Source organism: Methylobacterium aquaticum (assembly GCF_001043915.1).
Taxonomy (GTDB): Bacteria; Pseudomonadota; Alphaproteobacteria; order Rhizobiales; family Beijerinckiaceae; genus Methylobacterium; species Methylobacterium aquaticum.
Window position 1 is genome coordinate 1 of sequence record NZ_LABX01000014.1, and the last position, 25,672, is coordinate 25,672.

14 protein-coding genes are annotated in these 25,672 nt (G+C 69.4%); 10 read left to right on the top strand and 4 right to left on the bottom strand.

All coding sequences use genetic code 11. The annotated features are described in order from the left end of the window. Positions 1-397: outer membrane protein (locus VP06_RS01775; protein ID WP_048462118.1), on the top strand; the 397-nt coding region annotated here is incomplete at its 5' end. A 435-nt stretch (positions 398-832) separates the two neighbouring features. On the opposite strand, the gene parE is transcribed toward VP06_RS01775, so the two are convergent. After that, complete coding sequence (gene parE / locus VP06_RS01780) at positions 833-2,896, bottom strand: DNA topoisomerase IV subunit B (RefSeq protein WP_048462119.1); 2,064 nt, start codon at positions 2,894-2,896, stop codon at positions 833-835. Positions 2,897-3,201: 305 nt separating this feature from the next. On the opposite strand from parE, the gene VP06_RS01785 reads away from it, so the two are divergent. From VP06_RS01785 to VP06_RS01820, 8 genes are all read left to right on the top strand, one after another. Beyond that, complete coding sequence (locus VP06_RS01785) at positions 3,202-3,432, top strand: hypothetical protein (protein ID WP_048462120.1); 231 nt, start codon at positions 3,202-3,204, stop codon at positions 3,430-3,432. Between the two features lie 242 nt (positions 3,433-3,674). Continuing rightward, on the top strand, positions 3,675-5,495 hold the full coding sequence (treZ, locus tag VP06_RS01790) for a malto-oligosyltrehalose trehalohydrolase (RefSeq protein ID WP_048462121.1): 1,821 nt from the start codon (positions 3,675-3,677) through the stop codon (positions 5,493-5,495). 1 nt (position 5,496) lies between these two features. Continuing rightward, positions 5,497-10,419 (top strand): malto-oligosyltrehalose synthase, encoded by a 4,923-nt coding sequence (locus VP06_RS01795; protein ID WP_048462122.1) that lies wholly within the window; start codon positions 5,497-5,499, stop codon positions 10,417-10,419. A 66-nt stretch (positions 10,420-10,485) separates the two neighbouring features. Further along, on the top strand, positions 10,486-13,893 hold the full coding sequence (locus VP06_RS01800; protein ID WP_048462123.1) for a maltotransferase domain-containing protein: 3,408 nt from the start codon (positions 10,486-10,488) through the stop codon (positions 13,891-13,893). A 173-nt stretch (positions 13,894-14,066) separates the two neighbouring features. After that, the gene (gene treS / locus VP06_RS01805; protein WP_048462124.1) at positions 14,067-17,330 is read left to right on the top strand and encodes a maltose alpha-D-glucosyltransferase; all 3,264 of its coding nucleotides are present in this window, start codon (positions 14,067-14,069) and stop codon (positions 17,328-17,330) included. A 339-nt stretch (positions 17,331-17,669) separates the two neighbouring features. After that, positions 17,670-19,934: a 1,4-alpha-glucan branching protein GlgB gene (glgB, locus tag VP06_RS01810; RefSeq protein WP_197093105.1), complete on the top strand. Its 2,265-nt coding sequence runs from the start codon at positions 17,670-17,672 to the stop codon at positions 19,932-19,934. A 302-nt stretch (positions 19,935-20,236) separates the two neighbouring features. Then, positions 20,237-21,007, top strand: coding sequence for an FkbM family methyltransferase (locus VP06_RS01815; protein WP_048462125.1), 771 nt, complete (start codon positions 20,237-20,239; stop codon positions 21,005-21,007). Between the two features lie 114 nt (positions 21,008-21,121). Next, on the top strand, positions 21,122-22,330 hold the full coding sequence (locus VP06_RS01820; RefSeq protein WP_048462126.1) for a pyridoxal phosphate-dependent aminotransferase: 1,209 nt from the start codon (positions 21,122-21,124) through the stop codon (positions 22,328-22,330). A gap of 9 nt (positions 22,331-22,339) precedes the next feature. Here VP06_RS01820 and VP06_RS01825 read toward each other — a convergent pair whose 3' ends face one another. The 3 genes from VP06_RS01825 to VP06_RS01835 form a co-directional block, all read right to left on the bottom strand. Further along, positions 22,340-22,636 carry an alkylphosphonate utilization protein gene (locus tag VP06_RS01825; RefSeq protein WP_048462127.1) on the bottom strand — a complete coding sequence of 99 codons (297 nt, stop codon included), beginning with the start codon at positions 22,634-22,636 and terminating at the stop codon, positions 22,340-22,342. 67 nt (positions 22,637-22,703) lie between these two features. Then, positions 22,704-23,591, bottom strand: coding sequence for a cation diffusion facilitator family transporter (locus tag VP06_RS01830; RefSeq protein WP_048462128.1), 888 nt, complete (start codon positions 23,589-23,591; stop codon positions 22,704-22,706). 212 nt (positions 23,592-23,803) lie between these two features. After that, positions 23,804-24,010 (bottom strand): hypothetical protein, encoded by a 207-nt coding sequence (locus VP06_RS01835; RefSeq protein ID WP_048462129.1) that lies wholly within the window; start codon positions 24,008-24,010, stop codon positions 23,804-23,806. A 329-nt stretch (positions 24,011-24,339) separates the two neighbouring features. Here VP06_RS01835 and VP06_RS01840 point away from each other — a divergent pair, with 329 nt between their 5' ends. Beyond that, positions 24,340-25,617 carry a methyl-accepting chemotaxis protein gene (locus VP06_RS01840; RefSeq protein WP_048462130.1) on the top strand — a complete coding sequence of 426 codons (1,278 nt, stop codon included), beginning with the start codon at positions 24,340-24,342 and terminating at the stop codon, positions 25,615-25,617. Positions 25,618-25,672: the final 55 nt, after the last annotated feature.

Genomic DNA, 25,672 nt, shown 5'->3' on the forward strand with positions numbered 1-25,672 from the left:
CGTCCGCGGCCGCCTCGGCTATGCCTTCGACCGCACCCTCGTCTACGCCACCGGCGGTTTCGCCTACGGCGCCGGCGGCGGTCGCGATTTCGGCCTGCCGAACCGCTCCTCCGACGACTTCCAGACCGGCTGGACCGTCGGCGGCGGCGTCGAGTACGCTCTGCCCACCGACTCGTTCCTGAACTTCTTCCGGTCGAACGCCGTGACCGTGAAGGTCGAAGGTCTGTACGTGAACATGGACCGCGGTGGTCTGGGCGGCGCCTTCGCCGTCAACAATGCCGGCACCCTGGTCACCACGGCCTCGCCGGGCGTGGCCGTGATCAGCGGCCTGAACCGTCGCGACACCGAGTTCGCGGTGGTCCGCGCCGGCCTGAACTACAAGTTCAACGGCTTCTAGTCGCCACTGTCCGTCACCCCGACGGAGCGGAGCCCGGCCTCACGGCCGGGCTTTTCGCATTGTGCGGGGAGGGCGGCAGCGCCGACGCTCCGTGTCGCGACGAAAAAGGCCCGGTCGCGGGAGCGGCCGGGCCTTTCTCGTGGTGCGGTCCGGGGCCGGACGGTTCCGTTCTCGCATCGTCGTCAAGCTCAAGGTCTCGGATGTTGGGGCTTGGCCTCGATCATGCGAGGCCGGTCAACGGCTCCTCCGATCTCGGGTCTGCCCGAGATCGTATCGATGCCCTCGGGTCTGCCCGAGATCGTATCGATGCCTCAGCATCCTGGGCCGCTGGAACTAAGCAGACTTGCGTTGGCAGGCCAACGCTTCGTCCGCCTAGATTCTTGTTTTGTCGCAGATTTTCGTCGCAAAACCGGCAACCATTTTCGCGAAATCTGCTTAGATGTCGAGTTCGATCTCGTCGGCGAAGGCTGCCCGTTCGGAGATGAAGGCGAAGCGGGCCTCGGGCTTGTTGCCCATCAGCCGCTCGACCGTGTCGCCGGTGGCGTCGCGCGCCTCCTCCACCACCTCGACCCGCAGGAGCGTGCGCTTCTTGGGGTCCATGGTGGTCTCCTTGAGCTGGCCGGGCATCATCTCGCCGAGGCCCTTGAAGCGTCCGATTTCGACCTTGCCCGACTTGAAGGTGGTCTTCAGCAGCTGTTCCTTGTGCCGGTCGTCCCGGGCATAGGCGCTCTTGGCGCCCTGCGTCAGCCGGTACAGGGGAGGGACTGCCAGATAAAGATGCCCTTCCTCGATCAGCTTCGGCATCTGCCGGTAGAAGAAGGTGATCAGGAGCGAGGCGATGTGGGCGCCGTCGACGTCGGCGTCGGTCATGATGATGACCTTCTCGTAGCGAAGGTCGTCGTGCCGGTACTGGTTGCCGATGCCGCAGCCGAGCGCCAGGATCAGGTCGGAGAGGAGCTGGTTCGCCCCGAGCTTGTCCCGGCTCGCCGAGGCGACGTTGAGGATCTTGCCCCGGAGAGGCAGGATCGCCTGGGTGGCGCGGTCGCGCGCCTGCTTGGCCGAGCCGCCGGCCGAGTCGCCCTCGACGATGAAGATCTCCGAGCCGGCGGCCCCGGCCTTCGAGCAATCGGCGAGCTTGCCCGGCAGGCGCAGCTTGCGGGTCGCGGTCTTGCGCGCGACCTCCTTCTCCTGGCGCCGGCGCAGGCGCTCCTCGGCCCGGTCGATCACCCAGTCGAGCAGCTTGTTGGCCTGGGCCGGGGAAGCGGCGAGCCAGTGGTCGAAGGCGTCGCGGATTGCCGCCTCGACGATGCGGGACGCCTCCAGCGTCGCCAGCTTGTCCTTGGTCTGGCCCTGGAACTCGGGCTCGCGGATGAAGACCGACAGCATCGCCGCGCAGGTCGCCATCACGTCCTCGGCGGTGACCGAGGCCATCCGCTTGACCTGGCCGACCCGCTCGGCGTGGTCGCGCAGCGCCCGCAGCAGCGCCACCCGCATCCCGCTCTCGTGGGTGCCGCCCTCCGGCGTCGGGATGGTGTTGCAGTAGGACGAGGAGAAGCCGTCGTCGTTCGACAGCCAGGCCATCGCCCATTCGAGCGAGCCGTGGCTGCCGGGCTTGGTGATCTTGCCGGAGAAGACCCCGTCGGCGACCAGTTCCTTGCCGTCGATCTCGCGGGCGAGATAGTCCTTCAGGCCGGCCGGGAAACGGTGCACGGCCTCCGCCGGCACGGTCTCGATGCCCTCCAGCAGGGCAGGGGCGCAGCGCCAGCGGATCTCGACGCCGCCGAACAGATAGGCTTTCGAGCGCGCCATCTTGAACAGGCGGCGCGGATCGAAGCGGTGCTCGCCGAAGATCTCGGCGTCGGGATGGAACCGCACCTTGGTGCCGCGCCGGTTCTGGACCCGACCGATCGTCTCGATCGGCCCCTGCGCGTGGCCGCGGGAGAAGGTCTGCCGGTAGAGGGTCTGATTGCGGGCGACCTCGACCTCGAGCAGGTCCGAGAGGGCGTTCACCACCGAGATGCCGACGCCGTGCAGGCCGCCGGAGGTCTCGTAGACCTTCGAATCGAACTTTCCGCCCGCATGCAGCGTGGTCATGATGACCTCGAGCGCCGACTTGCCGGGGAATTTCGGATGCGGATCGACCGGGATGCCGCGGCCGTTATCGGTCACGACGAGGCAGCCATTCTCCTCCAGCTCGACCTCGATGAAGGTGGCATGGCCCGCCACCGCCTCGTCCATCGAGTTGTCGATCACCTCGGCGAAGAGGTGGTGCAACGCCTTCTCGTCGGTGCCGCCGATATACATGCCGGGCCGGCGCCGTACCGGCTCCAAGCCCTCCAGCACCTCGATCGCCGAGGCGTCGTATCCCGCTTCCGCCGTCTCCGCTTGCGGCGGAAGGGCGACGGGCTTCAACCGCTTCGGCGGCTCGGCCGGCGGTTTCGACGGATCGGCCGGAGGCTTGCCCCCCGGCCCGAACAGATCTCGTGCGGCCTCGCTCACGCGACGGCCTCGCGGTGGGGGAAGGGCTCTGGCAGCATTCGAGGTCATCCTTTCCCTATACCGGAACAAACGCGGAACAAAAAGAGCCTTCGTGCGGCATCGGGGTGTGGCGAACGGGCATGGCCGGGCGGCGCGGAATCGCCGTGCAGCAGAACCCGTACCAGAGTCACCGAGTCGTAAACAAATTCCCTTAAAGCTCGGTGACGCGCGCGATGCCCCCCGGAACCGCGGCCGCTACCGCCCGTTGAGCGGACAGCCGCCCCCGACGCCGGACGGGAGGTGCGTGCCGCAGGAGCGTTCCGACGATGAAGGCCGTCCACCGCCACGCCCGCCATCTCTCCCTCGCCCGCGCCGAGCGGGCGGCCGGCCTGGCCTTCGGCTTCGCGGAGGACGAGGTCGCGGCGGCGCCCGTCGGGTTCGGGCGCGGGGCAAGGTCCATCATGGCGGGTCCCATCATGGCCGGCTCGATGGCGATGACGGCGACCGGCTGCGCCGTCGCGGTGGCCTTCGCGGCGACCTTGGCCTGGGCGTTCTGACCGATCGCGGCGGGTCCGCGTCGGCCGTTCCTGCATCTTTGCGAGCATCCAACCCCGGTCCCTGCCGACCGGGCCATGGCTGTTGGAGAGGGCTGCCTAAACTCCGGCCCGGCGAGACGGCGTTTTTGCGATCCGGTTTTGCGATGCGGAATCGTCCCGGGGAACCTGCCTAGCTCGACCGAATTTCCTGAGCGGCGCCCCACGCCACCCGCGCACTCTTGCTTTCGAAGGATGGTGGCCCGATGCGGCGCACCCACAGCATGCCATTCGGTGCGGAGATCGGACCAGAGGGCGTGCGCTTCGCCCTCTGGGCGCCGACGGCGACGCGCGTCGCCCTGGTGCTCGACGGGCCCGAGCATCCCCTGGAGGACCAAGGCGAGGGCTGGCGCCGCCTGACCGTGCCGGGCCTTGGCGCCGGGGCCCGCTACGGCTACCGGATCGACGGCGACCTCGTGGTGCCCGATCCCGCCTCGCGCTTCCAGCCGGAGGACGTGTCGGGCCTGTCCGAGGTGATCGATCCCGCAGCCTTCGCCTGGACCGATGGCGCCTGGGCCGGGCGCCCGTTCGAGGAGACGGTGATCTACGAGTGCCATGTCGGCACGGCGACGCCGGAGGGCACCTATGCGGCTCTCAGCCGGAAGCTGGAGGCGCTGCGCGACCTTGGCGTCACGGCGATCGAGCTTCTGCCGCTCGCCGATTTCAAGGGCATCCGCAACTGGGGCTATGACGGCGTGCTGCCCTATGCGCCGGATTCGGCCTACGGCACGCCGGACGACCTGCGGCGCCTCGTCGACCGCGCGCACGGCCTCGGCCTGATGGTCTTCCTCGACGTGGTCTACAACCATTTCGGCCCGGCCGGGAACTATCTCCACGCCTACGCCAAGACCTTCTTCACCGAGCGCCACCCGACGCCGTGGGGTGCCGGCATCAACTTCGACGGCAAGACCAGCGGCAGGACGGTGCGGGACTATTTCGTCCACAATGCGCTGTACTGGCTGGAGGAATTCCACATCGACGGGCTGCGCTTCGACGCCGTCCACGCGATCCAGGACGATTCCGAAAAGCACGTCCTGGCCGAGCTGGCCGAGCGGATCCGCGCCGCGCATCCCGATCGCCCGATCCACCTGATGCTGGAGAACGAGGCCAACCAGGCCCGCTGGCTGGAGCGCGATCGCGCGGGTCAGCCGATCCTGCACAGCGCCCAATGGGCCGACGACACCCATCACGGCTGGCACATCCTGCTGACGGGCGAGGAGGCCGGCTATTACGAGAGCTTTTCGGACCGGCCGGCGGCGCATCTCGCCCGCAGCCTGGCGGAGGGCTTCGCCTATCAGGGCGAGCCGTTCAAGACTCTCGACGATCACCCCCGCGGCGAGCCGTCCGGCCACCTGCCGCCCTCGGCCTTCATCACCTTCCTCCAGAACCACGACCAGGTCGGCAACCGGGCGCTCGGCGAGCGGCTGAGCCATCTCGCCGATCCCGGGAAGCTGGCGCTCGCCCGGGCCGGCCTGCTGCTCAGCCCGCAGATCCCGATGCTGTGGATGGGCGAGGAATGGTCGGCCTCGACGCCATTCCTGTTCTTCGTCGACTTCGCTCCCGACGAGGCGCTGAACAAGGCGGTGCGCGACGGGCGGCGGCGCGAGTTCAAGAGCTTTTCGGCCTTCGCCGACGAGGAGACGGCCAAGACCATTCCCGATCCCACCGCCGAGGCGACGTTCCGGCGCTCGACGCTCGACTGGGCCGAGCGGGAGCGCTCGCCGCACCGCGAGGTCCTGGCCGACACCACCGCGCTGCTCCACCTGCGCCAGCGCGAGATCGTGCCGCTGACCAAGACCGCCTGGCAGGGCGGACGGTACGCGCTCCCACGGCCCGACGTGATCGATGTGACCTGGTCCTTCGCCGGAGGCACCTTGCGCTTCGTCGCGGCCTTCGGCAGCCAGCCCTACGAGCCGGGGCCGCTCTCCGGCCGCATCGTCTGGCGCTCGCCCGCCGTCTCGCAGGACGAGGACGGCGCCCTGATCCTGCCCGCCTGGTCGGGCGTCTTCGTGACAGAGGTGGTGTGAGATGGCCGTGACCGAGGATGTCGTCGCGCGGCTCGCCGATGAGGCGGGCATCGCCGCAGACTACACCGACGCCTTCGGCCAGCGCGTCGAGACCCCGCTCTCGGTGCGCCAGGGGCTGCTCGCCGCCCTCGGCCTGCCGGCGGGGACCGACGAGGAGGCCCGGGCGAGCCTTGCCCGCATCCACGCGCTGCGCCACGGCCTGGTGCCGCCCCTGGTGCCGGTCGAGGCGCGGCGCGCCGCGCGGGTGCCGGTCCGGGCGGGGACGCGGTCGGGCACGCTGAGCTGGCGGATCGTCGACGAGCGCGGCGCGGCCCGTGACGGGCGCGTGGCGCTGGCCCCGGAGACCGCCGCAATCGAGCTGCCGCCGCTCACCCCCGGCTATCACCGCCTCACCGTGACGCTCGGCGAGACCCGCGCCGAGGCCACGGTGATCGCCGCGCCGCAGCGCTGCTGGCGCCCGCGGGCGCTGGGCGACGAGGGCGCCCGCGACTGGGGCCTCGCCGCGCAACTCTACGGCCTGCGCTCCAAGGAGAACCTTGGCATCGGCACCTATGCCGATGCCGGCCGGGCCGCGGCGGATGCCGGCGCCAAGGGGGCGGCGTTCTTGGGCTTGAGCCCGGTCCACGCCCTGTTCTCGACCGACCGGCAGAAGGTCTCGCCCTATTCGCCGTCCTCGCGCCTGTTCCTCGAAACGCTGTTCATCGATCCGACGGCGCTGCCGGGCCTCGCCGGCAGCCGGGCCGAGGGGCTGCTGAGGGACGCCGCCGCCGAGATCGATCGCCTGCGCGATGCGTCCCTCGTCGACCATGCCGGCGTCTGGCAGACCTTGAGCCCCGTGCTCGAAGCCCTGTGGCAGGATTCCCCGGCCCGGGCCGGGCGGGATACGGAGTTCTTGGTGTTCCGCGCCGCCGGCGGTGAGAACCTCGAGGCTCACGCCACCTTCGAGGCCCTGGCCGAGCATTGGTCGAGGACGGGCGCGCACTGGCTCGGAGACTGGCCCGAGGCGTACCGCCGCAACGGCACGCCGGAGGTCAGGGCCTTCGCGGCCGAGCATCACGAGCGCGTGTCCTATCACGCCTGGCTGCAATTCCTCGCCGACCGGCAATTCGCCGCTGCAGCCGCGCAGGCGCTCGCCTCGGGCATGCGGCTCGGGCTCTACCGCGACCTCGCGGTCGGCGCCGATCGGGGCGGCTCGGAGATCTGGTCGCATCCGGAGCGTTTCGCCGCCGGGCTGTCGATCGGCGCGCCGCCGGACATCCTGGCCCCGCAGGGCCAGGATTGGGGCCTGCCGCCCTTCGATCCCCTGGAACTGGAGCGCGACGGTCTGGCGGCGTTCCGGGCCCTGGTCCAGGCCAACATGCGCCATGCCGGCGCGATCCGCATCGACCACGCCTTCCAGCTCGCCCGGCTGTTCCTGATCCCGGTCGGGCAGGGCGCCAGGGGCGGCGCCTATGTGGCGATGCCGTTCGAGGCGATGCTGGCGGTTCTGCGCCTGGAGAGCCACCGGGCGAAGTGCCTCGTCATCGCCGAGGATCTCGGCACCGCGCCGTCCGGCTTCTCCGACGCGCTGATGCAGGCCGGCATCCTGAGCTACCGCATCCTGTCGTTCGAGCGGGGCGAGCATGGAGCGTTCAAGCGCCCGGCCGACTATCCGCGCGACGCGCTCTGCGCCATCACCACCCACGACCTGCCGACCTTCATCGGCTGGTGGCGCGGTGTCGATACCGAACTGCGCCAGTCTCTCGGCCTCTACGATGCCGAGCGGGCCGGGGCCGAGCGCGGCGAGCGGGTCCACGAGCGCCGGCGCCTTGCGGAAGCCCTCGACCAGGAGGGCCTGATCCCGACGGCCGAGGTGCCGGATCAGCCGCCCTTCGACGCGGCGGTGCGCTTCCTCGCCCGCGCCCCGTCGGTGCTGACCGCGGTGCAATACGAAGACATCCTCGGCGAGGTGAGCCAGGCCAACATGCCCGGCGTCACCGAGGGCTACCCGAACTGGCGCCGCAAGCTCGACCGCGACCTCGACGCGATCGCGGCGCCCGGCGGGCCCCTCGCCAAGCTCGCCGCCTCGTTTTCGACGGAGGAGCGCGGGCCGCGCTCGGGCGCCGCGCGCCTCGCCTCGCCGCCGCCACGGGCGACCTACCGGCTGCAATTCCACAAGGACTTCACCTTCGACCATGCGGCGAGGATCGTCCCCTATCTCGCCAAGCTCGGCATCAGCCACGTCTATGCCTCGCCGATCCACAAGGCGCGGCCGGGCTCGATGCACGGCTACGACATCGTCGACCACCGCGCGATCAACCCGGAACTCGGCGGCGAGGAGGCGTTCATCCGCTTCAGCGACACGCTGAGACGCCACGGCCTCAAGCTTCTGCTCGATATCGTGCCCAACCACATGGGCGTTGGCGGCGCCGACAATCCGTGGTGGCTCTCGGTGCTCGAATGGGGCGCCCTGTCCCCGGCGGCCGACGCCTTCGACATCGATTGGGGCCGGTTAGGAGCCCGCAACAAGCTCGTCGTGCCCTTCCTCGGCGACCGCTACGGCGAGGCCCTGGAGAAGGGTGACCTCAAGCTCGCCTTCGACGCGGAGGAGGGCGGCTTCAGCGTCTGGCACTTCGAGCACCGCTTCCCCATCAACCCGCTGACCTATCCGATCATCCTCGACCGGGCGCTGGCGGCGCTCCCGGAGGTGGGCGACGAGGCTTCGGCGGACGTTCTGTCGATTTCCGAGCGTCTGCGCCGGATGGCCGACGAGACCAATACCGAGCGCATGGCCTCCTTCCCGGAGGAGGCGGAGGGGCTGAAGCGGCGCCTCGCCGATGCGGTGTCGGGCTCACGTGACCTGACATCCGCGATCGACCGGGCGGTAACCCTCCTCAACGGCTTCAAGGGCCATCCCGACAGCGTCGGGGCGCTCCACCGCATCCTGGAGGCGCAAGCCTACCGCCTCGCCCATTGGCGGGTCGCGGCGAGCGACATCAACTACCGCCGCTTCTTCGACGTGAACTCGCTCGCCGGGCTCAAGGTCGAGGACCGGCGGGTGTTCGAGGGCGCCCACGCGATGCTGTTCCGGCAGATCCGCGACGGGCGGATCGACGGGTTGCGCATCGATCACATCGATGGCCTCGCCGATCCCGCGGGCTATGCCCGCGCGCTCCAGGCGGCGCTCGGACCCGGCTTCTACATCGTGGTCGAAAAGATCCTTGAGCCCGGCGAGCGCTTACGCCCCTGGCCGATCGCCGGCACCACCGGCTACGACGTGCTCAACCAGATCGACGGCCTGTTCGTCGACCAGGAGAAGCGCGAGGCGGTGGCCAGGCTCTATGCCGGAGCGACCGGCATGGACGAAGCCTATGCTTGGCTCCTGCGCAACGTGAAGGGCGAGATTCTGGAGACCAGCTTCGCCAGCGAGCTGGAGGTGCTCACCTCGGACCTCAAGCAGGTGGCCGATGCCGACCGGCGCACCCGCGACTTCTCGGTCAATGCCCTGCGCCAGGCCCTGTCCGAGATCATCGCCCGCTTCCCGGTCTATCGCAGCTACCTGCCCCAGGAGCTCGACGAGGGCGAGATCGAGCCGGAAGACCTGAAGCTCATCGGCGACACGGTGCGCAAGGCCAGGCGCCGGTCCCGCCTGCCCGACCGCTCGGTGCACGACTTCGTCGAACAGGTCCTGCTCGCGCGCCTCGACACCGAGGGGGCGGGGCGGCCCGACCCCGAGGTGGTGCGCCGCTTCCGCCGCCGCTTCCAGCAGCTCACCGGCCCGGTCATGGCCAAGAGCCTGGAGGACACCCTGTTCTACCGCTTCGTGGAGCTTCTGGCGCTCAACGAGGTCGGAGGCGATCCGGGCGAGTACGGGGTCACGGCGGAGCATTTCCACGCGCTCCAGGCCGCCCGCGCCCGCGACTGGCCGAATGCGATGATCACCACGGCCACCCACGACACCAAGCGCGGCGAGGATGCCCGCACGCGGCTCCTCGCCCTCTCGGAGATGCCGGACGAGTGGGCTGCGGCCTGGGCCCAGTGGGGCCGGATCGTCGCGCCGCACCTGTCGGAGGTCGAAGGCGAGGCGGCGCCGGACGCCAACGACCAGTGGATGGTCCTGCAAGCCATCCTGGGTGCCTGGCCGCTGGAACTGCTGACGGCAGAGCCGAATGCCAAGGACGTCGAGGTCTTTCGCCAGCGGCTCGGCGCCTATGCCGAGAAGGCGATGCGCGAGGGCAAGCGCCGGTCGAGCTGGGTCAATGTCGACGAGGCCTACGAGGGGGCGGTCGCGAGGCTGTTCGACGCCCTGGTGGCGCCGGGCTCGGAGTTCTTGCGTGAGTTCCGGCCCTTCGCCGAGAGGCTGGCACGGGCCGGCATGGTGACGGGCCTCGCCCGCTCGGCGCTGAAATGCACCCTGCCGGGCCTGCCCGACATCTACCAGGGCACGGAGTTCTGGGACTTCTCCTTCGTCGATCCCGACAACCGCCGCCCGGTGGACTATGCCGAGCGCGAGGCGGCCCTCGGGCAGGAGGTGGCGCTCGACGACCTGCTCGCCTCCTGGCCGGACGGGCGGATCAAGCAGGCGGTGCTGGCCCGATTGCTCGCCGACCGCGCGGCGCATCCCGGCTTCTACGCCGAGGCCGATTACACCCCGGTCGTGGCCGAGGGGCCGGGGGCAGACCGTGTCGTCGCCTTCCTGCGCCAGGATGCGACCGTGGGATCCGAGGCCGGCGACCTGCTGGTGGCGGTGCCCCGCCGTGTCGCCGCGGAGGACGGCTTGCGCCTCGCGGGCGCCTTTGCCGGTACGACCCTGCCGGTCCCGGCGGGCAGCGTCTGGCGCGATCTGGTGACCGGCGACACGGTGCGGGCGGAGGGCGATCGGCTGCCGGTCGAGCGACTCTTCGCACGCCTCCCCCTGGCGGTTCTGCGCCACTCCGCCAGTTGAGACCCCGGCGCGGGGCTCCAAGGTCCCGCGCCTGTTGGACGAGAACGAGCAGGCAGGACCGGGCCGATGAACGTACCCCGCACCAGCACCCAGCCGGCGAAGCGCACCCGCGAGGTGACGCCGCTGCCGGCCACCCTGGCGCCGCTGGCGGCCGGACCGCGGATCTACAACTTGTTCCCCCTCCTGGTCGGGCGGGTCTCGGCCTGGACCGCCGAACTGCCCCGCATCGCCGAACTCGGCTTCGACTGGGTCTACCTCAACCCGTTCCATCAGGCCGGCGGCTCGCGCTCGCTCTACGCGGTTGCCGATACCGATCGCCTCGACGAGCGCCTGCGCGACCTCGACGGCACGCCGGACGACGAGCAGATCCGCCGCTTCTGCGAGGCCGCCGCCGGGCACGGCCTGAAGATCATGACCGATCTGGTGGTGAACCACGCCGCCAATGACGGCAGGCTCGCGCATGAGCGTCCGGACCTGTTCGTGCGCGACGCCTCCGGCGCGCCGGTGAGCCCGCACGCGGTCGATCCCGACGATCCCTCGAAGATCACCGTCTGGGGCGACCTCGCCGAGTTCGACTACGTCGCCTCCGGCCCGCGCACGGCGCTGACCGAGCTGTGGAACGGCTACATCGCCCGGCTCCAGGCATTGGGCGTCGCCGGGTTCCGGTGCGATGCCGCCTACAAGGTGCCGCCGGACGTGTGGCGCAGCCTGATCGGCGCCGCCAAGGAGCGCGACCACGCCGCGCTCTTCGCCGCCGAGACCCTCGGATGCACCTTCGAGGAGGCGCGGGCGACGGCGGAAGCCGGGTTCGACTACCTGTTCAACTCCTTTGCCTGGTGGGACCTGAAGGCGCCCTGGGCCCTGGAGCAGTACGAGCGCCTGCGCATCCTGGCGCCCTCGATCGCCTTTCCCGAGAACCACGACATGCCGCGCCTCGCGGCCTCGCTGGAAGGCGGGCCGGAAGCGGTGGCGGCGGAACTCAAGAGCCGCTACGCGCTGTCCGCCTTCTTCTCCGCCGGCGTGCTGATGCCGATCGGCTATGAATGGGGCTATGCCAAGCCGCTCCACGTGGTCGAGACGACGCCGGAGAGCCGCGAGCACCAGACCGGCATCGACATCTCGGGCTTTATCGCCGCCATCAACCGCCTGCGGGCCGATCTGCCGGCGGCCAATGTCGAGGGGGCGCAATGGCGCCTCTCGGCACCGGACGCACCTTACGTGGCGCTGATCCGGATCGATACCGGCCATCCCGGCTCGGCCGAGAACGCCGTCATCGTGCTGTACAACCCGACGAGCCGGCCGGTCGCGGTCGATCCGGCGTCGCTCATTGCCGGCACCGGCGGCGAGTTCGGCCCGTTCCAGGATCTGACGCCCGAGGCGGCGCCCCTGGTGTTCCGGGCCGACCAGCCGATCGGCCTGGAGCCCCGCGTGGTCCGCATCCTGGCCGCCCGCCGCATCGCCGCCCTGCGCCGTCCCCGCCGCACCACCCCGGACGGGGCCGGCCGCGTCGTCATCGAGGCGGTGAGCCCGGAGATCGATGGCGGCCGCTCGGCGATCAAGCGCGTCGTCGGCGACCAGGTCCATGTCGAGGCCGACATCTTCACCGACGGGCACGACGTCATCAACGCCGCGGTGCTGTCGCGGCTCGCCGGCGAGACCGAGTGGCGCCGCGACCCGATGCTGTTCGTCGACAACGACCGCTGGCACGGCCATTTCCCGCTCACCCGCAACGCCCGCTACGAATACACCGTCGAGGCGTGGCGCGACGATTTCTCGTCCTGGCTGCGGGGCCTGGAGAAGAAGCGCAACGCCGGCATCGCCGTGCATCTCGAGACGCAGGAGGGCGTCGGCCTCGTCAAGCGCGCCGCCTCCCTCGCCGAGGGGAGCGACGGCGCGGCTCTGAACGCCCTTGTCTCGGCCCTGGAGGCCGACGCGCCCGGATCGGATGCCCAGCTCCACCGCCTGCTGGAGCACACCGCTCTGATCCATCGACATTCCGAGCGGGTGAACCTCTCGCGCTATCCGGTGGTGCTGGAGGTGGTGGCCGACCGGCTCGCCGCCCGGTTCTCGGCCTGGTACGAGATTTTTCCGCGTTCGCAATCCGGCGACCCGAACCGCCACGGCACCTTCGACGACGTGATCGCCCGGCTCCCGGAGATCCGCGAACTCGGCTTCGACGTGCTCTATTTCACGCCGATCCACCCGATCGGCCGCATCAACCGCAAGGGCAAGAACAACTCGCTGAAGGCGCAAGAGGGCGATGTCGGCTCGGTCTACGCGGTCGGGGCCGAGGAGGGCGGCCACGAGGCGGTGCATCCCGACCTCGGCACCCTCGACGATTTCCGCCGCCTCGTCGCCGCGAGCCACGCCCACGGCATGGAAGTCGCCCTCGACTTCGCGATCCAGTGCTCGCCGGACCATCCCTGGATCAAGCGGCATCCGGAATGGTTCGACTGGCGGCCCGACGGCACGATCAAGTTCGCCGAGAACCCGCCGAAGAAGTACGAGGACATCGTCAACGTCGATTTCTATCGCGAGGGCGCGTTCCCGTCGCTGTGGGTCGAATTGCGCAATATCATCGTCGGATGGGTCGAACTGGGGGTGAAGATCTTCCGGGTCGACAACCCGCACACCAAGCCGATCCCGTTCTGGGACTGGATGATCCGCGACGTCAACGACCGCTATCCCGACGTGCTGTTCCTCGCCGAGGCGTTCACCCGGCCCAAGATGATGAAGAAGCTCGCCAAGGCCGGCTTCCAGCAGAGCTACACCTACTTCACCTGGCGCAACACCAAGGACGAGCTGATCGCCTACTCGACGGAACTGGCCGGCGAGATGGGCGAGTATTACCGTCCGAACTTCTTCGCCAACACGCCAGACATCAACCCGATCTTCCTCCAGACCGGCGGACGCCCGGGCTTTGTCATCCGGGGGACGCTGGCCGCGACCCTGTCGAGCGTCTACGGCATCTATAACGGCTTCGAACTCTGCGACGCCGCCCCGGTCCCCGGCAAGGAGGAGTACCTCGACTCCGAGAAGTACGAGCTGAAAGCCTGGGACTATTACCGGCCCGGCAACATCCGCGACCACATCATCGCGCTCAACCGCATCCGGCGCGAGAATCCGGCTTTGTGGGATTTTCGCAATGTCGTCTTCACCCCGGCCTGGAACGACCAGATCCTGGCCTATCTGCGGATGACGCCGTCGGGCGACAACGCGGTGTTCTGCATGGTCAACCTCGACCCGAGGAACCGCCATGACTGCACCTACGAGGTGCCCTTGTGGCAATTCGGGCTGCCGGACGACGGCGCGGTCGAGGTCGAGGACCTGCTGCTCGGCTACACGTTCGAACTCCGCGGCAAGACCCATCGCATCGCCCTCGATCCGGCAGAGCGCTCGGTGGTGATCTGGCGGCTTCGCCGCCCTGACCGGCTTGCGGCCACCGGCGGCGCGTGGCAGCACGGAGCAGCCTAGCCGGGTCGCGTCGGCGCGGGTGGCCTGGCCGCCCGCGCCGGCAAGCCGCCACGGTGTGACATCGTCCCGAACTCTCCCCGCCCGAACTCTCCCCGGCGCCCCGCGTTGAGCTTGAAGCACCGCGACAGCCGCAAGCCCGGCGCCACGACCCGATCGAATGAGGCTCTGACGCGATGATCGATCGCACCGATCCGCAATGGTACCGTGACGCCATCATCTACCAGGTGCACGTCAAGTCCTTCTTCGACGCGAACAACGACGGCATCGGCGACTTCGACGGCCTGACCGCGAAGCTCGACTACATCCGGGACCTCGGCGTCACGGCGATCTGGCTGATGCCGTTTTATCCCTCGCCGCTGCGCGACGACGGCTACGACATCGCGGATTACCGCGACATCAACCCGTCCTACGGCACGATGGACCAGTTCCGCACCTTCGTGGACGAGGCCCATGCCAGGGGCCTGCGGGTCATCACCGAACTCGTCATCAACCACACCTCGGACCAGCATCCGTGGTTCCAGCAGGCCCGCAACGCCCCGAAGGATTCGGAGTGGCGCAACTTCTACGTCTGGTCGGACACCGACGAGAAGTACACCGACACCCGCATCATCTTCCTCGACACCGAGGCGTCGAACTGGACCTGGGATCCGGTCGCCAAGGCGTATTACTGGCACCGCTTCTACTCGCACCAGCCCGACCTGAACTTCGACAACCCGAAGGTTCTGGACGCGGTGATCGAGGTGATGCGCTACTGGCTCGACATGGGAGTGGACGGGTTGCGTCTCGACGCGATCCCCTACCTGATCGAGCGCGACGGCACCAATTGCGAAAATCTCCCTGAGACCCACACGGTCATCAAGAAGATCCGCGCCGCCCTCGACGAATCCTATCCCGACCGGATGCTCTTGGCCGAGGCGAACCAGTGGCCGGAGGAGACCGCGCAGTATTTCGGCGACGGCGACGAATGCCACATGGCGTTCCATTTCCCGCTGATGCCGCGGATGTACATGGCGATCGCGCAGGAGGACCGGCACCCGATCACCGACATCATGCGGCAGACGCCGGAGATCCCGGATGGCTGCCAATGGGCGATCTTCCTGCGCAACCATGACGAGCTGACGCTCGAGATGGTGACCGACAAGGAGCGCGACTACCTCTGGAGCTTCTACGCCGCCGACCGGCGCGCCCGCATCAATCTCGGCATCCGCCGCCGCCTCGCGCCCTTGCTCGAGAACGACCGGCGCAAGATCGAGCTGATGAAGTTCCTGGTCCTCTCGATGCCCGGCACCCCGGTGCTGTATTACGGCGACGAGATCGGCATGGGCGACAACATCTATCTCGGCGACCGCGACGGCGTTCGCACGCCGATGCAATGGTCGCCGGACCGCAACGGCGGCTTCTCCCGCTCCGACCCGGCCCGGCTGTTCCTGCCGACGATCCAGGACCCGATCTACGGCTTCGACGCGGTCAATGTCGAGGCGCAGGCCCGCGCCCAGACCAGCCTGCTCAACTGGACCCGGCGGATGATCGCGATCCGCAACAACCACGTCTCGCTCGGGCGGGGCGCCCTGCGCTTCCTCTACCCGGACAACCGCAAGGTGCTGGCCTGGATCCGCGAGCACGACAACGAGCGGGTGCTCTGCGTCGCCAACCTGTCGCGGGCGCCGCAGGCGGTGCAGCTCGACCTGTCCGACCTGCGCACGGCCGTGCCGGTGGAGTTGACCGGCGGCACCTCGTTCCCGCCGATCGGCGACCTGCCGTACCTGCTCACCATGCCGGCCTACGGCTTCTACTGGTTCTCGCTCTCGACCGCGAATGCCGGCACGATGGGCCCGAGCCCGGAGGCGCCGGAACTGTTCACGCTGGTGCTGACCGGCGGCGTCGAGACCCTGATCAAGGGCCGCGAGCGCCAGGCTTTCGAGCGCACCGTGGCGCCGCGCTTCATCGGCTCCCGGCGCTGGTTCGGCGCCAAGGGCACGCGCATCCGCGGGGTCGAGGTGGTCGACAGCGCGATTCTGCCGCGGCTCGAAGGCTCGAACGGCTTCCTCCTGCCGCGCATCGCGGTCTCGCTCGCCAACGGCGAGACCCAGGAGTATTTCGTCCCGCTCGCCGTCGACGAGGGCCGCGAGGACGAGGCGCTGATGGACCACGCGGTCGCCCGGGTGCGCCGCGGGCCGCGGATGGGCCTCCTTTACGGCGCCGCTTCCTCCACCGACTTCGCCCTGGCGATGGTCGATGCAATCCGCACCAACCGGGAGATCGCGTCCGAGAAGGGCCGCATCCGCTTCACCGCGACCTCGGCCTTCGATCCCGATCTGGAACTCGACCCGGCCGATATCCGCCGTCTGTCCGCGGAGCAGAGCAACACCTCGATCGCCTTCGGATCGCGGGCGATGCTGAAGCTCCTGCGCCGCCTCCAGCCCGGCACCCATCCGGAGGTCGAGGTCGGCCGCTTCCTCACCGAGGAGGCCGGTTTCAAGAATACCCCGGCTTTGCTCGGCGTCATCGAGCATGTCGGACCGGACGGCGCCACGACGGCGCTCGGCCTGCTCCAGGCTTTCGTGCGCAACCAGGGCGATGCCTGGACGCTGATGCTCGAATACCTGCGGCGGGACCTCGACGCGATCGTGCTGGTGCCTGAGAGCGAGGCGCACGCGCCGGAGGAGACCTTCGCCACCCATCTGCGCTGGGCGGGCCTGCTCGGCCAGCGCACCGCCGAGATGCACCGGGCGCTCGCCATCGAGACCGACGACCCGGCCTTCGCCGCCGAGGCGTTCACCGCGGAGGATCTGGCGGCGCTCGCCGCCGACACGCGGCGCCAGGCCGAGAAGGCCCGGCGGGCCTGCGGGGCTCTGGGTTTCACGGCGCCTGACGGCGCCCAGGAGGCCGCCGCCGCGATCGTCGCCGCCAAGGAGGAGATCGAGGCTTTGGTGGCGGCCCTGAGCCGGGAGGCGCCGCAGGGCGCGCACCGCACCCGCATCCACGGCGACTACCATCTCGGCCAGGTGCTGGCCTCGCAGGACGATCTCATCATCGTCGACTTCGAGGGCGAGCCGTCCCGGCCGGTGGCCGAGCGCCGGGCGAAGTCGACGCCATTGCGGGATGTCGCGGGCATCCTGCGCTCCTTCGCCTATGGCGGTGAGACGGTGACCCGCGAAGTCTCGGCGCGCTTCGCCGAGGCCGGCGAGCGGGCGAAGGTCGCGGTGGCCGCCTGGCGCCGGATGGTGAGCGACGCCTTCCTGGACGCCTATGCCGCCACCGTGCGGGGCAGTCGCGCCGACGTCACCGATGCGGCCACCCGCGACCGGCTGCTGCGCCTCTGCCTGCTCCAGAAGGCGCTCTACGAGATCGACTACGAGGCCAATAACCGCCCGGACTGGATCGAGATTCCGGCCCGCGGCGTCCTGGCCATCCTGTCCGACCAGAGAGGTGCGTAACCCATGGACGACGAGACCCGCGCCCCGAAGCCGGCCGCTCGCCGGCCCGAGACCGACCGCCGCCTCGACACGCCCGTGGCCGAGAGTGCCAAGATCACGGGCAAAATCACGGGCAAGATCACCGGCAAGGCGAAGGCCGCGAAAGGCGACAAGACCAAGGTCAAGGCCGTCCTGGTCACGCCCGTGACGGCCCGCGCCAAGGAAACCGAGAAGCGAACCGAGAAGCGAGTGGAGACCGTCCTGGGCAAGAAGGCCAAGGCTAAGAGCAAGGGATCGGCTTCTGCCAAGGGATCGGCTTCTGCCAAGCCGAACGCACCCATCTCCCTGCGCGTCGCCGCCATGCAGGCGGCGGCCTCGCCCCGGATCTCCGGCCCGGCGCCGGGCCGTCCGGCGCGGCCCCCGGTGCCGGGCCGGGCCTACGCGGTCCATCCCGACGCCGTCGAGACCATCATGCGGGCCGAGCACGGCGACCCCTTCGGCGTGCTGGGGCCGCACGAGACGGCGGAGGGCCAGTGGGAGATCCGCGCGGTGCTGCCCGAGGCCCGCGCGGCCACGGTGGTGATCGGCGACACCCGCGTGCCGATGGAGCGGCGCCACCCGGCGGGCTTCTTCGTCGCGAGCGTCGCGCATCCGCAGCGGCCGGATTACCGCCTCGCGGTCGAGGGCTGGGACAACACCGAGCGCACCCGGCGCGACCCCTACGAGTATGGCGCGACCCTGACGCAAGCGGAGATCGACCTGCTGCGCGACGTCGGCAACGACGCCGTGCAACGGGTGCTCGGCGCCCACGCCGTCGAGATCGGCGGCACGCCGGGCTTCCGCTTCGCGGTCTGGGCGCCCAATGCCCGCCGGGTCTCGGTGGTCGGCGACTTCAACGAATGGGATGGCCGGCGCCACCCGATGCGGCTGTGGCAGGATGGCGGCGTCTGGGAGCTGTTCATCCCCGAGCTGAAGAAGGGCGGCCACTACAAGTTCGAGATCCGCGGGCCCGACGGGTCGCTTCTGCCGCTCAAGGCCGATCCGGTCGCCTTCGCGGCCCAGCAGCCGCCCGAGACCGCCTCGCGTCTCGAAGGTCTGCCGTCACCGGTCTGGCGCGACCAGGCGTGGATGCAGAGCCGCAACGCCCTCGATCATCGCCACGGCCCGATCTCGATCTACGAGGTCCATCTCGGCTCCTGGGCGCGGGTGCCCGAGGAGGGCAACCGCTACCTCACCTATCGCGAGCTGGCGGCCCGCCTGATCCCCTATGCCAAGGAGATGGGCTTCACCCATATCGAGCTTCTGCCGATCACCGAGCATCCGTTCGACGGGTCCTGGGGCTACCAGCCGGTCTCGCTCTACGCGCCGACCAGCCGCTTCGGCTCGCCGGAGGATTTTTCGGAATTCGTCAACGCGGCGCACGAGGCCGGCATCGGCATCCTCCTCGACTGGGTGCCGGGCCACTTCCCCCTCGACGCCCACGGCCTCGGCCAGTTCGACGGCACTCATCTCTACGAGCATGCCGATCCGCGCCAGGGCTTCCACCAGGATTGGGGCACCTACATCTACAATTTCGGCCGCACCGAGGTCTCGGCCTTCCTGGCATCCAATGCCCGGTTCTGGCTCGAACACTACCATCTCGACGGGTTGCGGGTCGATGCGGTGGCGTCGATGCTCTATCTCGACTATTCCCGCCGGGCGGGCGAGTGGATCCCCAACCGGTACGGCGGCAACGAGAATCTCGAAGCCATCGATTTCCTGCGCAAGACCAACGAGGCCACCTACAGCCATGCCCCTGGCACGATGACGGTGGCGGAGGAATCGACCTCCTGGCCCGGCGTCTCGCACCCGACCTATACCGGCGGCCTCGGCTTCGGTTTCAAGTGGAACATGGGGTGGATGCACGACACCCTGCGCTTCATCTCGAAGGAGCCGGTGCATCGCCGCTACCACCACCACGATCTGACCTTCGGCCTGCTCTACGCCTTCTCCGAGAACTTCATCCTGCCCCTGTCCCATGACGAGGTGGTGCACGGGAAGGGATCGCTGATCGGCAAGATGCCGGGCGACCGCTGGCAGAAATTCGCGAACTTACGCGCCTATTTCGGCTTCATGTGGGGGCATCCGGGCAAGAAGCTGCTGTTCATGGGCGGCGAGTTCGGCCAGGAGCGGGAGTGGAACCACAACCAGAGCCTGGACTGGCACCTGCTGGACGATCCTCTCCATGCCGGCCTGAAAGCCCTGGTGCGCGACCTCAACCATCTCTACGCCGCAACCCCGGCACTCTACGCCCGTGACACCGAGGCCGCCGGCTTCCAGTGGCTGGTGGCGGACGACGCGGAGAACAACGTCATCGCCTGGGCGCGCAAGGGCCGTGAGCCCGGCGAGATTGCCATCGTGGTCTCGAACTTCACCCCCATCGTGCGGCACGGCTACCGCATCGGTGTGCCGATGCCCGGCCATTACCGCGAGGCGTTCAACTCGGATGCCGAGGGCTATGGTGGCAGCAATGTCGGCAATTACGGCGGGGTCGACGCGGTGGCGGAGGCTTCGCACGGCCAGGATCACTCCCTGACCCTGTCGCTGCCGCCGCTTGCGACGCTGATCCTGGTGCGGCGGGGATAAGGAAGTCAAAGCCAGTAGAGGACTGGCACGGGATCCCTTCTCTCACTCGGGGGAAGGGATCCCGTGCCTGTTCTTGATCCGGTGGCGAGAATTCTGACCGGACTACGATCCCCCCACCGAAATATTGACGAGGCTCCGCCAACCTTGGCATCGCCGGCACAGAAGCGCTTAACCGAGAAACCCGAAGCCGCTTCGGCCCCCACCACCGATCTGCTATGAACGCCTCAGTGATCGAGACGAGAGGCGTTTACTCCATGTTGACGGCGTTATCCAAGCAGTTGATGCCGCCATGGATGCAGTCCATGGCTCGGAAGGCCAAGTTGGAGCGCTCGCTGAAGACTTTCGAGCGGCGGGTGGTGTCGCATCGCTTCGGCGGGATCGAGCTGAAGGTCAACCTGTGCGATCCGGTCGGCGCCGAATGGTACGACCACGATTCCGGCAGCCTGGCGGAGATCACCTTTTTCAAGGAAAGCGGGGCGCTCAAGGACGGCGCGGTCGTGTTCGATCTCGGCGCGCATCAGGCCGTGGTGGCGTTGCAGCTCGCCACCCATGTCGGCCCCACGGGCCGGGTGGTGGCGCTCGAGGCCAATCCGCACAATGCGCGGGTCGCCAACGAGAACGTCGCCCTCAATGGCGCCCGCAACCTGACGATCCTGCACGCCGCTGCGGCGAGTGAGGACGGGGTGCTGGAGTTCAACGAGAGCCTGAACGGCCAGGTCGACGGCGGTGCCGGCACCCATGGCAAGGTCCAGGTGAAGAGCCGCTCGATCGACAGCCTGGTGGCCGAGTTCGGCACGCCGGACATCGTCTACGTCGATGTCGAAGGCTTCGAATGCGCGGTTTTGGACGGGGCCGGTGCCACGCTCGACAGGATCCCGAACTGGTTCATCGAGGTCCATGGCGGCGCCGGCCTCGAGAAGTTCGGCGGCTCGGTCGACACGCTGCTCGGTTACTTCCCCGCCGACCGGTTCAAGCGCCACTTCTGCCGCTCGGACGAGGGACCGTTCGTTCCCTTGAGCGAGACCGGCTCGCTCGACGGCACGCGCTGGTTCTTCATCGCCACGCGGATCTAATCCGCGAGGCTCCGGCGCAAGCCGGAACCTCGGCCTTGCAACCGCCACGGCTTGCGCCGGGGCGTTCGGCTTGCGATGCCTGGGCCTCCCCGTCCCATCCGGTGAGGCACCCGCATGACCGTCCCGCCCCTGCCCGACACGATGCCGCCGGTGAGCCGCGAGGCGGCCGGAGTGCTGCCGAGCGGCATCGGCGAACTCGTGGCCTACGGCGTCGAGCGGCCCGGCCTGATCCCGCTCTGGGTCGGGGAGGGCGACCGGGCGACGCCGGCCTTCATCGGCGAGGCGGCGCAGCGGGCGCTGCGCGACGGCGCCACCTTCTACACCCGGATGCTCGGCATCCCGCCCCTGCGCGAGGCCCTGGCCGAGTACGTCTCGCGGCTCTACGGCGATCCGGTCGGCCCCGAGCGGTTCTTCGTGACGGTGGGGGGCATGCATGCCTTCCATACCGCGATCCGCATCGCCGCGGAGCCCGGCGACGAGGTGGTGCTGCCGACCCCGACCTGGTCGAACTTCTTCGGCGCGGTCGCCATGCAGGGGGCGAGGCCCGTCCCGGTGCCGATGCAGTTCGACGCCCGTGCCGGCTGGAGCCTCGATATCGGGCGGATCGAGGCGGCGATCACCCCGCGCACCCGCGCCATCGTCCTCAACACCCCGGCGAACCCGACCGGCTGGATCGCGACCCGGGCCGATCTCGCAGCGGTGCTGGCGATCGCCCGGCGCCATCGCCTGTGGATCGTCGCCGACGAGATCTATGGCCGGTTCTGCTTCGATCCCGCCCACGAGGCTCTGGGCCGAGCGCCCTCGATCCGGGACGTCTGGCAGTCCGAGGACCGCGAGCGGGTGCTGTTCGTCCAGACCTTCTCCAAGAACTGGGCGATGACCGGTTGGCGCATCGGGTGGCTGGAGGGACCGGCGGCGATCGGCCGGATCGTCGACGGCCTCGTCCTCTACGGCACGTCGGGAGTCGCCACCTTCCTTCAGCACGCCGCCGTCACGGCGATCCGGGAGGGCGAAGCCCTGGTGGCCGAGCAGGTCGCGCAGGCCCGTGCCGGGCGGGCGATCGTCTGCGAGGCGTTGGGGGCGGTGCCCGGCGTCGAGCTGCCGGCGCCCGCCGGGGCGTTCTACGCCTTCCCGCGGGTGCCGGCCGAGCCGCAGGATATCCGCCTCGCCAAGCGCATTGTCGATCAGGCGAATGTCGGCCTCGCCCCCGGCTCGGCCTTCGGACCCGGCGGCGAGGGCTTTTTGCGATTGTGCTTCGCCCGCTCCGCCGCCGACCTCACCGAGGCGATGCGCCGGATGGTGCCGGTGCTGACGCCGCGGTGACGTGCAGCCTCACCGCTTGCGCACGAACTCCGTGCGCAGCACCAGGCCCTTGATCGTGTCGTGCCGGCAATCGATCTCGTCGGCGTTGTCGGTGAGCCGGATCGAGCGGATCACCGTGCCCTGCTTGAGGGTCTGGTTGGCGCCCTTGACCTTCAGGTCCTTGATCAGGGTGACGGAATCGCCGTCGTTCAGCAGGTTGCCGGAGGCGTCGCGCACCTCCCGGGTCGCGGCTGTCGTCATCTCGCTCGCCGGGCGCCACTCGCCCGTCGCCTCGTCATACACGTAATCGTCGTCCGCACCCGTCACGCCGGTCCCTCCTCCGTTACGTCGGCGTTCTCACCGGCGGGGGTGGTTCCCCGCAAGGGGCCTCACCTCAAATAACCGGTAAGCCGCGCTGCTTGGCCTCTTCCGCCGGCTCGACGTGGATCGTCACCACGGCGCCCGCGACCGCTCCCGCGATCGCGGCTTCGAGCCGGTCGCAGATCGCGTGCGATTCCGCCACCGTCATCTCGCCCGGCACCACGAGATGGAAATCGATGAAGGTGACCTGGCCGGCATGGCGGGTGCGGACGTCGTGGGCCTCCAGCGCGCCCTCGCCGTGCTCGGAGATCAGCCGGCGGATCTGCCCCACCATCTCGGCTGGGGCGGCCTGGTCCATCAGGCCGCTCACCGAATCGCGCACCATGGCGCCGCCCGACCACAGGATGTTGAGCGCCACCACCACGGCGATGACCGGATCGAGGATCGCCCAGCCGGTCGCGGTGGCGAGCCCGAGCCCGATCAGCACGCCGCCGGAGGTGAACACGTCGGCCAGCACGTGCTTGCCGTCCGCCACCAGGGCCGGCGAGCGCCAGTCGCGGCCGCGCCGCACCAGCATCACGCCCCAGACGAGGTTGATCGCCGTCGCGAGCCCGTTCACCGCCACGCCGACGAGTGGCGCGTCGAGCGTCTTGGGCGCCTGGATCGCGTCGTAGGCATCGCGCAGGATCACCACCGCGGCGACGATGATCAGCGCGCCCTCGATCACCGCCGAGAAGTATTCGGCCTTGTGGTGGCCGTAGGGGTGGTTCTGGTCCGCGGGTTGGGCGGCGACGCGCAACGCCACGAAGGCCGTCATCGCCGCCACGACGTTGATGATGCTCTCGAGCGCGTCCGAATAGAGCGCGAGGCTGCCGGTGATCCACCACGCGCCGAACTTGAGGGCGAGCACCAGGAGCCCGACCCCGGCGCTGGCGAGGGCGGCGGCTTGCGCACGTTCCATGACGATGTTCCGAGAGGCAAGGGCGATGCCGCAGGGCCGGACCCGGTGTCTCTCACGACACGCCGATCGCCGAAATTGCCCGATCAGGCAGCGTCGGCGGAACGGAAGCGGTGTGAGCGGCACGAGGTCCGCTGCGGCGCGGCGCCGCTCCCATAAGGCGCGTGCCCCGGGAAGGCCACAGCACAGGTCATAGCCCGGGCTATGACGTACCGTCAGGCGCTGGCCGGCCGGCCCGATGCCGAGCGGGCCTGCTCGCGCAGGCGGCTCACCTGGGCCCGCGCCCGGGCCGTGGCGGCCTTGCGGCTGTAGTGGCGGCGCAGGATGCCGAAGCGGGCGGCGGCCGCGAGGCTCTCCAGCCGCTCCGCTTCGCACTCCCACCAGACGACCAACTCGGCATCGAGAGTCGGATGGCTGGGCATGACGGACCTCCTTCAGGCGGGACGACGCCGTCTCAGATGGGGCGCCGCCCTGCCGCATGCCATGCCTCGTGCGGTGCAGCACGGATGGCGGCCCGGCCCGCTCCGCCGGCCCGCCGCCGCGTAATCCCGACGAACATCGCTGTAGAGGTCGCGGGGAAACATCATGGAAGTATGCGTATTCATGCAAACGGCATCAAGTGCCGCTTTTTGAGGCGTTGTTGCAACGCAGCGTAGAGGGTATCCGCCGGGATGCGGAGCAATGTTAATAGATTTTATACGTATTTATTGCATTTTCTTGGCGAAATTCGATGCCTGGCAGGACAATTTTCATGTTCAAGCGCCGATCTTCCAATGACGAACTTCTCGAAATCCTCGGGCACCACGCCGGCGTCGGTTTCTGGGACGCGATCCTGCATGCCGGCGACGCGATGCATCAGAAGAGCCGGTGGACATGGTCACAGGAGTTCCGGCGGTTGCTGGGATTCTCGGGCGAGCAGGATTTCCCGAACACGGTCCAGTCTTGGTCGGATCGTTTGCATCCCGACGACGCCGGGCGCACGCTGGATGCCTTCGCGGCCGCGCTGCGGAACGTGGCGGACAAGGGCAGCTACGACGTCACCTATCGGCTGAAGACCAAGGACGGGAGCTATCGCTGGTTTCGCGCCACGGGGGGCGTGGCCCATGGTCCCGACGGCGTGCCGCTGCGCGCCTGCGGCTCCCTGGTCGATGTTCACGCCACCGTCTCGGCGGAGCATGAGCGCAACAGCCGCATCAGCGCCCTGCTCGACCAGTTCGGCGGCGAGGCCGCCCAGATGACCGAATCCCTCGCCCAGGCCGCCACCGGGATGGAGGCGACGGCCCGGGCCATGGCGTCGATCGCCGAGCGCACCAGCCTGCGCTCGGCCGAGGCCGCGTCTGCCTCGGCACAGACCTCGGCGAATGTCGAGGCGGTCGCAGCGGCGATCGAGGAGCAGGCTTCGGCGATCCAGGGGCTGTCGGAGCGGGCCGAGCATTCGTCGCAGCTCGCCATCTCGGCCAGCGACAAGGCGACCCGGACCGACGCCATGGTGCAGAGCCTGTCGCAGGCGGCGGACCGGATCGGCGCCGTGGTCGGCATGATCAGCGCGCTCGCGAGCCAGACCAACTTGCTGGCGCTGAACGCCACGATCGAGGCGGCCCGGGCCGGCGAGGCCGGCCGCGGCTTCGCGGTCGTCGCCGCCGAGGTGAAGGAACTCGCCAACCAGACCGCCAAGGCGACGCAGGAGATCGGCGCGCAGATCGCCGAGATCCGGCAGGCGACCGGGACCGCGGTCGGAGCCATCGCGGAGATCGGCGGCGCGATCACCGACCTGCGCGATACGACCGACGCCATGATGCAGGCGACGCGGGAGCAGGGCGGGACGACGACCGAGATCGCCCGCAACGTCTCCGGGGCGGCGGCGGGCTCGCGCCAGGTCTCCGGCAATATCAGCGATGTCCGCCAGGTCGCCGCGGATGCCGACAGGGCCTCCGAGGAGGTGCTGGCCGCCGCCCGCGACCTCGCCGCCCGCGCCGGGCAGATCGGCGACACCATCCGCGGCTTCCTCGCCGAGGTCCGGGCGGCCTGACCGCTCGGCGACGGTCAGGCGAGTCGTCGGTCCGGACGCGCGTTTCTCCGATTCC

Bases quoted from the DNA above. Each gene is read 5' to 3' on its own strand.
- treZ (WP_048462121.1), top strand. From the start codon at position 3,675: ATGCGGCGCACCCACAGCATGCCATTCGGTGCGGAGATCGGACCAGAG.
- VP06_RS01830 (WP_048462128.1), bottom strand. From the start codon at position 23,591: ATGGAACGTGCGCAAGCCGCCGCCCTCGCCAGCGCCGGGGTCGGGCTC.
- VP06_RS01785 (WP_048462120.1), top strand. From the start codon at position 3,202: ATGAAGGCCGTCCACCGCCACGCCCGCCATCTCTCCCTCGCCCGCGCC.
- VP06_RS01835 (WP_048462129.1), bottom strand. From the start codon at position 24,010: ATGCCCAGCCATCCGACTCTCGATGCCGAGTTGGTCGTCTGGTGGGAG.
- glgB (WP_197093105.1), top strand. From the start codon at position 17,670: ATGCAGGCGGCGGCCTCGCCCCGGATCTCCGGCCCGGCGCCGGGCCGT.
- VP06_RS01800 (WP_048462123.1), top strand. From the start codon at position 10,486: ATGAACGTACCCCGCACCAGCACCCAGCCGGCGAAGCGCACCCGCGAG.
- VP06_RS01795 (WP_048462122.1), top strand. From the start codon at position 5,497: ATGGCCGTGACCGAGGATGTCGTCGCGCGGCTCGCCGATGAGGCGGGC.
- VP06_RS01840 (WP_048462130.1), top strand. From the start codon at position 24,340: ATGTTCAAGCGCCGATCTTCCAATGACGAACTTCTCGAAATCCTCGGG.
- treS (WP_048462124.1), top strand. From the start codon at position 14,067: ATGATCGATCGCACCGATCCGCAATGGTACCGTGACGCCATCATCTAC.
- VP06_RS01820 (WP_048462126.1), top strand. From the start codon at position 21,122: ATGACCGTCCCGCCCCTGCCCGACACGATGCCGCCGGTGAGCCGCGAG.
- VP06_RS01815 (WP_048462125.1), top strand. From the start codon at position 20,237: ATGGCTCGGAAGGCCAAGTTGGAGCGCTCGCTGAAGACTTTCGAGCGG.